Origin of the sequence: Dietzia maris, from assembly GCF_014144855.1 — a bacterium.
GTDB classification, from domain to species: Bacteria; Actinomycetota; Actinomycetes; order Mycobacteriales; family Mycobacteriaceae; genus Dietzia; species Dietzia kunjamensis.
In genome coordinates, this window is sequence record NZ_JAALDN010000496.1 from 1 (window position 1) to 2,001 (window position 2,001).

Consider the following 2,001-nt stretch of genomic DNA (forward strand, 5'->3'; position numbering starts at 1 on the left):
TCGGCGATCGCGATCTGCTGCTCGCGCGTGGCGAGATGCGCGCTGGGCGCGTACTGGCCGCCGCCGTGGCCGGTCCAGGTGCCGGCGGCGAACTGCAGCCCGCCGGAGTACCCGTTGCCGGTGTTGATGCTCCAGTTCCCGCCCGACTCGCACTGGGCGATCGAGTCCCACACGCCGCCGTTCGAGACGGCCGGCGCGGCGGGCTTGGGCTTGGTGCCCACGCGGACGACGGCGGGGCGGGCCTCGGTGAGGACCTTCTCCGCGCCGCGGGCGCGCTCGGTCTCGACGCCGTTGACGCGGGTGATCGTGTAGACGACCTCGCGCTCGCCGGGAGCACCGGGATCGACGACCGTGCGCTCGCCCTCGGTGGCCTCGGGGTCCTCGGTGGTCTGTTCGGGGGCCTCGAACTGCTCGACCGCGGTCTCCTCGGCGACGGCCACCCGGGTGATGGTGACCTCAGTGCCGGGCTCGACGGGGGCGTCCGGGGCCGGGGTGACAGTGTCCAGCGGGCCGAGGGTGATGCCGGCGCGCTCGAGGAACTGCCCGACCGTCTCACCGGGTGAGGCCATCGGGGTGGCGGGGCCGCCGTGGTCGGACAGCAGCGCCTCGCGCGGGGTCACCACGGAGACGGTGGTGCCGTCGAGCGGGACGTCCGCGTCGATGCGTGGGCTGACGTAGCTGCGGGGCGGGACGTCGTCGCGCTCGGCCACGAGGTCGGCGACGGTGGTGGCGGTGGTCCACACCTGCTCGCTGCGACCGTCGACCTCGACGGTGACGGGCCGGGCGCGCAGCAGGGTGACGGTGTCGCCGTCGTCGATGCTGTCGCCGGGCGCGATCACCACGTCCCGGTCGTCGACGCTGTAGCCGGCGTCGGCGAGCGCGGCGTGGACGTCGGAGCTGAAGGTCACCAATTCGACCTGCTCGCCGTCGACCTCGAGGGTGTACTGCGTGCGCTGGTCGAGCGCCGCCACCCCACCCACCACGAGGGTGGTGAGCATCCCGGCGACGGACAGCCGCAGCATGGTGGAGCGGGACTCGTGGAGTCGCTTGACGGGGGCGAGCATGCCCCGGGTCGCGGTGGGTCGGGCGCCCATGGGGGTGTCGGTCCGTGCGTCGTCAACCACTTGTGGGTTCTCTCCTCGGGTAGCTCCGCGAACTGCCGTACAGCCGTTCGCGTTTCATCACGATAGCGTAACGAACGGACAGCGCCGGGGCAACGTGACCCTCGTGACATGCGGGAACGAGTCGACGACGACGAGGTATTCAGGTCACGTTTCGTTACATTCGCCCCTCGGCCCTCACGAGTACCACGCGCCACACCGGTCGCCGGCCCGGGCGGTCCCGCCCGTCAGACGGTCAGGCCGAACACGGCGCGGGCGGTGTCGGCGACCTCCGACACGAAGTCCTCCGGCGTCTGCCCCCGGACCTCCGCGATCGCCCGGGCGGTGTAACCCACCAGGCCGGGCTCGTTGCGGGCGCCCCGGAACGGTTCGGGCGCCATGTACGGGGCGTCGGTCTCCACGAGAAGTTGCCCGGCCGGGGCCAGGCGGGCCGCCTCGCGCAGGTGGTCGTTGGCCTTGAACGTGACGTTGCCGGTGAACGACAGCACGTACCCGCGGTCCAGCGCCTCCCGCGCCACCTCCAGCGGCGAGGAGAAGCAGTGGAGCATCACGTGCGGGATGCCCGAGCCCGGGCCGGCGACCTCCGCGAGCACACGCAGCAGGTCGTCATCGGCCTCGCGATTGTGGATCATCAGGCATTTGCCCAGCTCGGCGGCGAGCCCGGCGTGCCAGCGCAGCGACTCCTCCTGCTCGGCCGGGTCGGCGCAGCCGTCCATCTTTCCCACCCAGTAGTGGTCGAGGCCGGTCTCCCCCACCGCGACGACCCGCGGATGGGCGGCGAGTTCGCGCAGGCGCGCCCGCACCTGCTCGCCGCGCTCGGGGTCGGTGATCTCGGCGGCTCGGGTGGGGTGCACGGCCACGGCGGCGTACACCCGCTCGT

At 72.7% G+C, this 2,001-nt stretch carries 2 protein-coding genes; both read right to left on the reverse strand.

What is annotated here, in order from left to right; all coding sequences use genetic code 11:
* On the reverse strand, nucleotides 1-1,124 hold a 1,124-nt coding region (locus G6024_RS15180), incomplete at its 3' end, for a resuscitation-promoting factor (protein ID WP_159149087.1).
* Nucleotides 1,125-1,348: 224 nt separating this feature from the next.
* On the reverse strand, nucleotides 1,349-2,001 hold a 653-nt coding region (locus G6024_RS15185), incomplete at its 5' end, for a TatD family hydrolase (RefSeq protein ID WP_159149088.1).